Here is an 8,677-nt window from a genome sequence, read left to right as displayed (position 1 = left end):
TCAATTAACAATTAAGTTTTTTGAGCGTGCCAATAGTAAGGTACAAGCAACTTTTTTCGCTTTTCTTGTTCTCGTAATACATACGCGAACAAAACATCTTTGACTTCACCTCCTATCTCCCCTTAACCGAACAGTATTGATAGTGGTAGCGGTAACTCCTCTCCTAGTGGGGACAATCCGTTAAGAAATTCACCCTTCGGTCGCTTGAGCGAAGTTCTGAGTGATGAAGACCTCTCCAATTTATTCAGTGGCGTTGGTGGTGGAGAAGGTGGCGGTAGTCCATTCGGTGGCGGTGGTAATAGTGGGGCTAGTGGGGCTGAATTACCCTATAATGGTAATCCTTTTGCTGGCGACAACTTTTGGAATATCTTTGCAGGTGGTGTAAATCCATCCGCGCTATCTACGGGCGGTAGTAACCAAGGTAATCCCACCGATCCTTTGACTGGTGGTGGCAGCCAGGGCAGTAATATCAGCACAACTGAAATACCGGATGGGTTCGCTTTGAGAGTTAGTATTGATAGCCTAATTAACTCAAGGCTTAACGAGGAACCTGATAATACCGAAATCCCATCATTTGGTGGTGGCGGAATGCCGTCATTTGGTGGTGGTGGAATGCCATCATTTGGTGATGGTAGTGGAATGCCATCATTTGGTGGTGGTGGTGGAATGCCTTCATTTGGTGGTGGTGGAAACCCGTTCGCTTAGTTGAATCCTTGCGAAAATCACCAGATAAATATAGAGGAACAATGATGAGTTCTTCAGTACATAGTATGCTAGTATAGCTTGGCGCAGATAAACATACACTTCGATAAAAATGAAAATCATTCCTTATCGGTGATGTGCCTTCTGCCTAATTGTACTAGTTTACTATTTTCCTCTTTCAAACTCTTTACTAGTAATGACTTTAGCCAATATTTTCTGCCAGTTTGACAGTGAAGATCATTAAAGCTTTTATTCAGAAAGATTTTAGGTTAAGCGAACTAACACTTTAGATAACAAGTACTGAAGCCTTAAAAATTTTTAATTAAAAATAGGACAATTAGCGTTAATGGAAGCATCTACTATCGATTCAATTAATGGTGAGATTAACACCTTTAGTACAGGTGGCAGTACCAACCTGTATAGCGGTAGTTCCATTGCTACCAATGACAGTCCATATAGTGAAGGTAGTCTGTTGACAAGTGGCAGATCCATTCCAGGTGGCGGTATCAACCCGTTTGCTGGCGATGGTGGCAGTCAGCTTCAGCAATTAATCTTTACTCGCTTAAAGTTAATTCTAGGTGAAAATTTTTTCAAGGATACTGACAACGCATTGGCAGCAGGTACTAATCCCTTTGCTGGCAACGGTAGTCCTATTGTAGATGGCGGTACTAATCCCTTTGCTGGCAATGGTATTCCTATTCTAGATGCTGAAAGCTTGCTTCAGCGATCGCCTTTCGATCCTTTGAGAGAAGTCCTTGGTAACAATATACCCTTTAGTAACGGTGGCAATACATCAAATGCTGCTAGTCCAACTTTTAATGAGGGCAACGCACCCGTTGGTAATGGCAACAAGAACTTTGGTAGCGACAACGCAACTATCGGTAATCTTAACTTCAATTATGGCACTAACAGCGCAACCATTGGCAACGGAAACTGGAACTTTAATAATGAGAACGCAACTATAGGTAATGGCAACTGGCTATTCGGAAAGGATAACACAACCCTTGGTAACGGTAACTGGTATTGGGACAACGGAAGTAACAACGCAACATTAGGTAATGGTAATTGGCACTTCGGTAGTGACAACGCAACTATTGGAAATGGCAACTGGGATTTCGGTAGTAATAACACAATTATTGGTAATGGTAACTGGGTTTTTACCAGTGGAAATCAAATCGTAGGTAATGGCAAGTGGTTAGTAGATAGTGACAACAATACTAACGGTTTAGAATTATCTTCGCAAGGGATCAAGACTGATGTTAACAATCTGATTGACTCCCTCATAGGTAGAATAGGTCAAGATTTTCTGGTGTTAACAGAAGATTTTGATGTATCAAGTACCGAGACGTTTAATCGGCTTATCTCTTCTAGAAGTGTTAATATTAATGACACTGATATATCTAACTACATCGAGCGACTTTTGCCATCACTTAGCGTCATTCAAGGTGATGGAGATTATTACCCTGTGCCAAACTCTCAGTCTGTCCCAGAGTCAGCTTCTTCAGTGTCACTGGTAGTAATGGGACTTATGTGTTTGCTGTTGTCAGTGTTCAAAAAACAACAACACTCATAATATAAATTTAATTCTCCAAAGCTTCTAAAAATTCCTCTACAGTTATTCTATTTTTGAAAATTCCACTTCGTGGCTTTAACTGAACTGTATTGGAATATACAGCGCTTCCGGCTATTATGCAATACAATTTTCCTTTTGCCCCTCTCCTGTCATAGCTTTCAGCTTTGAGGATGTACCTCATAGCCGCCGGAAGTGCTGTATCCGTTGCTAGGCTGGAGGAATTTCTAAATCTTTGCAAATCTTGACAGCTAGAATATCAACAATCTCAGTGTGTCTTGGAACTGCTGAGGTTCTGTTGTTTGATAGATTGTAATAAATCGTATGCCTTCCACCCTCCCGAAGAAACAGACAGCCATTTTTTTCTAAATGGCGAATTAATTCACGTCTTTTCACTAGAATTTGATAGTAATTTGTTCACGGACGACATCTTTACCAGAGAGTTGTTGCTCTGCGAGTTCCCGATTTGATATTAGAATCAACTCTATCGCTTCCAGCAGACTTTCTCTCGCTTCTTCCAGCGTCCTCTCTTGGACATTAGCACCGGGGAACTCCTGAACGTAGCCGATATACCAATCATCTATCTTTTCAAATACAGCAGTAAAAGAGTTTTCCATAGCTTTTATTAATCATTAGTCTCTTTGTTTTAAGTTTAATTTATATATTGACTTTTTGAATAAGTGTTGACAGCGTATTCAAATCTGAATACTATAGTAGTTGAATTTGTAATTAAATTACATAATTTGCTAATTGGTACTTAGCAAGTTGTGCATAGCTCTATGACGATTTAGAGCGCTACAACGTTAAAACTTAACAAAAAGGGCTATTTTCTGGCGTTTTTACTTAATTTCGCTGGAGTTTAGCCCTATTTCGCATTTGACGCTATCTTACTTATATAGTTACAATTATTTAGCTGTGTTGTGATAAAAAGTACCATGCTTGACAGCTAAACACGAGTTTTACGTTGTTACAAATTCAAAAGGATTAGAATGCAAAAAATTACACTGGTTGATTTAACAGACAAGTTAGCTGGTAATCCAAAAGATTGCTTAGAACTTACTGATTCAATATTAAGAAGGGTTTGTGAATCAGATAAAATAGATGCACAGGCGAATCGGCATCTTCAGCAGAACGGTAACATGGCTCATGCTGAAGCTGAAGAGTGGCAAATGCCAGAGTTCTAGTTTAATTATCTCAAGACACAATAACCTTAATAGCAGTTAGTGATCTTAACAGTGATGCGTTAATAAACTTTAACGCATATATTTATTAAACTGTGACACCTTCTAACTCTTCATCTGCTAACTCATATAATTGACGCAATTTATCCAACTTATCTGCATCGGCTTGCCAGAAACCCCGCCCATGTGCTTCTAACATTCTCCCTAAAATATTACGAAAAGCTTCAGGATTTGCCTTGCGTAACTTATCCGCCATCTCTGCATCTAACGCATAAGTATCTGCGGCTTGATCATAAACCCAATCATCAGTAAAATCCGCAGTACCACCCCAACCAATTAACGCCGTCATCCGTTGAGAAATTTCAAAAGCACCACCAGAACCTTGATTTGCCATTGCTTGCGCCCATTTGGGATTTACCAACTTAGTGCGGTACTCCATTCGCAGCAAATCATCTAAATTACGGGGTGTAGTATCTTTCGAGAAACTTTCCACAAAGCTGGTTGTAACTTTCTTACTGCTTTGTTTTTCTGCTGCCCTTTTCAAACCGCCGGTATTAGCGTAATATTCTTGAATATCAGTTAAACCATACTCTACAGAATCAATTTCTTGAACAATGCGATCGCTAGTTTTCAAAAGAGTATTCAACACTTCCGGTCTAGCTTGACCTTTATCTTCTCTCCCGTAGCTAAAAACGTTGCGACTTTGCCAAGTATTGCCTAACTCCTCACCAGATTCCCAATTTCCATCAACCACTCTATCATTCACCAAAGAACCAAAATCACCCGCCGGATTAGAAAACAATCTTGCCGATACATTTTCCACACCTTGAGCTTTTAAAGCTAAAGCGTGTCTTCTAATAAAATTCTGATCTTCCGATTCATCAGCATCAGCCGCCCGTTGAAATAAATCATCCAACAATTCGATAATATTTACAAAACTATCCCGAAAAATCCCAGACAAATTACCCAACACATCAATGCGGGGATGTCCAACCTCTGCCAACGGCTTCAATTCATAACGAACAACTCTGCCAGTTCCTTCCTTAACAGGTTCAGCCCCCACCAATTCCAAAAGAATACCAAGAGATTCACCCTTAGTTTTAATTGCATCTAATCCCCAGAGCATTACCGCCACAGTTTCGGGATATCTCCCACATTCATCCAAATGTTGGGCGATAATTTTTTGAGCAATTTCTCGTCCTCGTTGGTATGCCGCAGGTGAAGGCATCCGATAAGGATCTAAAGCATGAATATTCCTCCCAGTTGGTAACACACCAGCACCATCCCGTAACAAATCACCACCTGGCGCAGGCGGAATATACTCCCCATTCAACCCCCTTAACAAATTCGTTAACTCATCCGTAGATTGCATCAACAAATCTGTAATTAGCTTTTTCTCCTCTCTACGCGGTTCATTTTCCTCCCCAAAATAAGCCTCTAAATATGAAGCCAATTCTTCTTCATTAGGTGCTTCCCCCAAAGTATGCAACCCAGAAGAAAATAGACGATTTTCTAAAACTTGCAAATATTCATATAACTCCACCAAATAATCATCAAAAGCATGAGCGCTAAACAACCGAACATTTTCGGGAGTAAACGCAATCCCCAAGTTTTTAGCATCTGCAAACGGACAATCTGCATCTAAACCAGAGTCCACAATTTTTTTACAAATAGCTTCCTTAAGCACATAATTTTTTTGTGGATCTTCACGATACTCCGAGATTAAATCACGTAATGTCACCAACTCTTTATATAAACCTGCACGACCATAAGGGGGTACATTGTGAGAAATTAAGACACCATAACCTCGACGTTTTGCTAACATCGATTCCGAAGGATTATTCGCCGCATATATATATAGATTAGGCAAATTTCCTAACAGAATATCTGACCAAGAATAACCTGTATTACCTAAAGGAGAACCAGGCAACCATTCCACCGTCCCATGCATCCCAAAGTGAACTATAGCATCAGCTTGAAACTCATTTTGCACCCATTTATAATAAGCAGCATATTGCGGATGGGGCGTTAAATCTCGTTCAAACATTAAGCGCATGGGGTCGCCTTGTATCCCCAAAGGCGGCTGTACACCTATCCACACATTTCCTAATTGTACACCACCAATCTGGAATTCGTCGCCGGATGTTTTAATACCAGTTCCCGTGAGAGATTTCCATTGTTTTTCAATGCGCGAGGTTTGCAGATATCCCAACCATTTTTCTAATGTGCGGACGTTGACAGATGCAGGGATATTTTCCGCATTATTTAAAGATTCATCCGCCTCTTTCACCCAGCGAATTAATTCTTCCCCATCTTCCGGTAAATCTCCGACGGTGTAACCTTGGTCTTTGAGTGCGTGGAGAAACTTCAGCAAACTACGCGGCACATTTAATAATGCAGCTGTGCCTACAGCACCATAACCTGGGGGAAACCCATATAAAATAATGGCAATCTTGCGTTCTGAAGCAGGTTTTTGCCGCAAAGCCACCCAAGTTTTCACCCTACCAATTAATCGCTGCACCCGTTCGGGAACCAGATAAATATTTTCGCCTACCAAACCACCGAGGGGAACGGTATCAATAGCCCCATCCAATTCTGGTAATGCGTACAACACCACACTTTGCAATCCGCCGACACCTTGACGTGTCCACGAGGAAATATCTTGAATTAGCAGTGGTGCAGCAACAATATAAGGTACATTCTTGGCAGTGAGAATGCGCTTTGCTACTTCCACTTGACGCCCAGCTTCCATTGAACCCGCAGGTCCGCCCACCAGAGGAAAGCCAATTGTAGAAACGATCGCATCTACTTTTACTGCTTCATTAGATAGTGAGGGAGTCTCTATGTTCCCTAGTTGTCGTTGCTGAATTTCATAATCGGTGGTCATCAAATCTCGTACCGCTACGTGTCCTTCCACGCCGTTGATAAATATGGGCAAAGGAGTTAACCCAGCTGATTCAAAACTGCGAATTAGTTGGGGAATGTAGGGTTGTTTGGTGATGACGTGTTTACGGTAGAGGAGAATTCCGATAACTGGGGAGACGCGATTAGGGAAGACGCGATTCATCGCGTCTCTACAATTGGTTTTATGCCATTCTAAATAGTCGCGGGGCGATTCAAAAAACCCTGGATAGTCGGGATGGAGTAATCCGATGTTGGGAGTTTCAACTAGCGGGGGAATGTCGCCGACTTTTAAACCCAAGTATTTTTCTGCTAGTATCGAGAATAATGAAGCGACGTTTTCTGTGCCGCCAGCATTCCAGTAACCATAGATAATTAACCAGTTACGTAAGTCTTGGACTTTTTGCACTGGCACGTATTTCAGCAGTTTGGGGCCAATTTTTAAGAAGCTGATATAACCAGCGAGTTTGTCTTCTTCGCGTCCGTTGCTAAATTTGTCGAGGATGAATTTAACTGGTTTGGGCATTCCTTTGGGGTTGTCGCCAATGACAAAGATACCCAGCTTGGTTAAACTCATCAATTCCAAGGCTGACTCAAACACCAGGCGGATGGGAATTTGGGCAATGCGATCGCGCAGCCACACAACCTGGTCATAATCAAATAGTAAGCTGCCAAAAAACACATCAGCGTCATGAAGTGCTGCTTCTACCTCAGTACCTTTACTGGTAAGATCGCGATCGCTAAATACCCGAATATCCAACTCAGGACAGCGAGAGTTAGCCAAAAAAGCTGCTTTTCTGTACAAGTCAGCGTTGAACGATTCAAACCCAGCAACTAAGACGATGCGTTTCATGCCTGTAAGCTACGAAATATTTCTTTACTTAAATTTTAAACCGGCTCACAGACTGATTGTTAAATATCTACCCACAGATTTCGGTCAGTAGTTCCTTGAGGTAGGGCGTAAATCCGGCTACCATCTCAATTAACTAGACAATTGATTGAGCAACTGGTTAAAGGTCTGTAAACTTCCGCCACAGTGTACTAAGTAGATTTGTCAGCGTTATTATCTAAATAATGGAGGCAATTGCTGCATTTCAATTTATTGCGAAAATCAACGGGTTATTCCCGATTTTGATAAATTATAATGGTTATGTTTTTGGTGACAATATACCTTTGAATTAATGGATTTTACCACAGAAAATTTGCTGTTCAGGTTCACCCAAAAAGTTATTTTGTCTACCAGGGTATTAATGCTTAAAATAATGTGGACATTCTCAAGAAGTAATTCAAAAAAATTATTAACAAAATTTTGTCTCTATAATTGAAAGAGTTTTGAACTAGTGTAAAAATAAGTAAATTGAGGACAAAAACATGAAATTTGGAATTGATAGTGGGCACAATTCTCCACCAGATACGGGAGCTAGAGGAATCAAAATTGAAGATAATTTAACTCTAGATGTAGGGAATAGAGTTATAACCAAGTTAAGAGCCTTAGGAAATGAAGTGGTAGTATGTAAACCAAGTAGTGCTAGTACAGTCCGGGAATCGCTCTCGAAAAGATGTACTACAGCTAATGCCAGTAAAGTAGATATTTTTGTCTCAATTCATTTTAATGCCTTTAACAGGCAAGCTAATGGCACAGAAATATTTGCAACTAGTGAGTCGGGGAGAAAAATCGCTAAACCTGTATTAGATGAAATCGTCAAGTTGGGATTTTTCAATCGTGGCGTTAAGAGTGGTTCCCACTTGTTTGTTCTGAGAAACACAGATATGCCTGCGATTCTTGTAGAATGTTGCTTCATCGATTCGGCAAAAGACATGAATCTTTTTGAGCCAGAAGCAATGGCCAATGCGATCGTCAAAGGTTTAACTGGTAAAGTATCAAGTGTTCCTGTTAACCCCGTATCAGATGAAGAGGATAATGTAGATACCACTATTCTGAGACTGCAAAAAGCCTTAAATCGACTAAAAATAACCGATAAAAATGGTAAGGCGTTAGTGGAAGATGGCTTCACCGGGGCTAACACCAAATCTGCCGCAGAAAAATTTCAGACTATTGTCGGAATTCAGCCGACTGGAATTGCTAACGCAGCTACATGGAATGCCATAAATCTAATTTTGGCAAAACGAATCATCAGACCAAACCATGCTGGTGGTACAGTTGTCGCATACTTACAATACCGTGTAGGTGTTGAGAATGATGGCGTCTACGGGCCGCAAACAGAGGTTGCAATTAAGAAATTTCAACAGCAAAATGGTTTAGATGCTGATGGGATTGTCGGGCCTGCTAGCTGGCAGAAATTAATTGGTTAGGCTAATGGCT

Annotated in this window: 7 protein-coding genes; 4 read left to right on the top strand and 3 right to left on the bottom strand. The window is 40.9% G+C overall.

Annotated features, from left to right (window positions below; all coding sequences use genetic code 11):
* Window positions 1-204 precede the first annotated feature (204 nt).
* Complete coding sequence (locus tag ACEW80_RS31470) at window positions 205-705, top strand: hypothetical protein (RefSeq protein ID WP_373530375.1); 501 nt, start codon at window positions 205-207, stop codon at window positions 703-705.
* Between the two features lie 343 nt (window positions 706-1,048).
* On the top strand, window positions 1,049-2,275 hold the full coding sequence (locus ACEW80_RS31465) for a hypothetical protein (RefSeq protein WP_373530374.1): 1,227 nt from the start codon (window positions 1,049-1,051) through the stop codon (window positions 2,273-2,275).
* Between the two features lie 207 nt (window positions 2,276-2,482).
* Here the strand turns inward: ACEW80_RS31465 and ACEW80_RS31460 are convergent, their stop codons facing one another.
* Window positions 2,483-2,668 (bottom strand): type II toxin-antitoxin system HicA family toxin, encoded by a 186-nt coding sequence (locus ACEW80_RS31460; protein ID WP_373530373.1) that lies wholly within the window; start codon window positions 2,666-2,668, stop codon window positions 2,483-2,485.
* Window positions 2,668-2,889 (bottom strand): type II toxin-antitoxin system HicB family antitoxin, encoded by a 222-nt coding sequence (locus ACEW80_RS31455; RefSeq protein ID WP_373530372.1) that lies wholly within the window; start codon window positions 2,887-2,889, stop codon window positions 2,668-2,670. Before ACEW80_RS31455 ends, ACEW80_RS31460 begins: the two co-directional genes overlap by 1 nt.
* A gap of 372 nt (window positions 2,890-3,261) precedes the next feature.
* Between ACEW80_RS31455 and ACEW80_RS31450 the strand changes: the two genes are divergently transcribed.
* Window positions 3,262-3,456, top strand: coding sequence for a hypothetical protein (locus ACEW80_RS31450; protein WP_373530371.1), 195 nt, complete (start codon window positions 3,262-3,264; stop codon window positions 3,454-3,456).
* 85 nt (window positions 3,457-3,541) lie between these two features.
* On the opposite strand, the gene bchH is transcribed toward ACEW80_RS31450, so the two are convergent.
* Window positions 3,542-7,207 carry a magnesium chelatase subunit H gene (gene bchH / locus ACEW80_RS31445; RefSeq protein WP_373530370.1) on the bottom strand — a complete coding sequence of 1,222 codons (3,666 nt, stop codon included), beginning with the start codon at window positions 7,205-7,207 and terminating at the stop codon, window positions 3,542-3,544.
* A gap of 518 nt (window positions 7,208-7,725) precedes the next feature.
* On the opposite strand from bchH, the gene ACEW80_RS31440 reads away from it, so the two are divergent.
* Window positions 7,726-8,667, top strand: coding sequence for an N-acetylmuramoyl-L-alanine amidase (locus tag ACEW80_RS31440; protein ID WP_373530369.1), 942 nt, complete (start codon window positions 7,726-7,728; stop codon window positions 8,665-8,667).
* The last annotated feature ends 10 nt before the right edge of the window (window positions 8,668-8,677 follow it).

This window comes from Nostoc sp. (genome assembly GCF_041747015.1).
In the GTDB taxonomy this organism is placed as follows: Bacteria; Cyanobacteriota; Cyanobacteriia; order Cyanobacteriales; family Nostocaceae; genus Nostoc.
Note: the sequence above shows the minus strand (reverse complement) of the source record. Positions and strands in the feature narration are given on the sequence as shown.

Coding starts and splice junctions, on each gene's coding strand:
- ACEW80_RS31465 (WP_373530374.1), top strand. CDS start 1,049: ATGGAAGCATCTACTATCGATTCAATTAATGGTGAGATTAACACCTTT.
- ACEW80_RS31455 (WP_373530372.1), bottom strand. CDS start 2,889: ATGGAAAACTCTTTTACTGCTGTATTTGAAAAGATAGATGATTGGTAT.
- ACEW80_RS31450 (WP_373530371.1), top strand. CDS start 3,262: ATGCAAAAAATTACACTGGTTGATTTAACAGACAAGTTAGCTGGTAAT.
- bchH (WP_373530370.1), bottom strand. CDS start 7,207: ATGAAACGCATCGTCTTAGTTGCTGGGTTTGAATCGTTCAACGCTGAC.
- ACEW80_RS31440 (WP_373530369.1), top strand. CDS start 7,726: ATGAAATTTGGAATTGATAGTGGGCACAATTCTCCACCAGATACGGGA.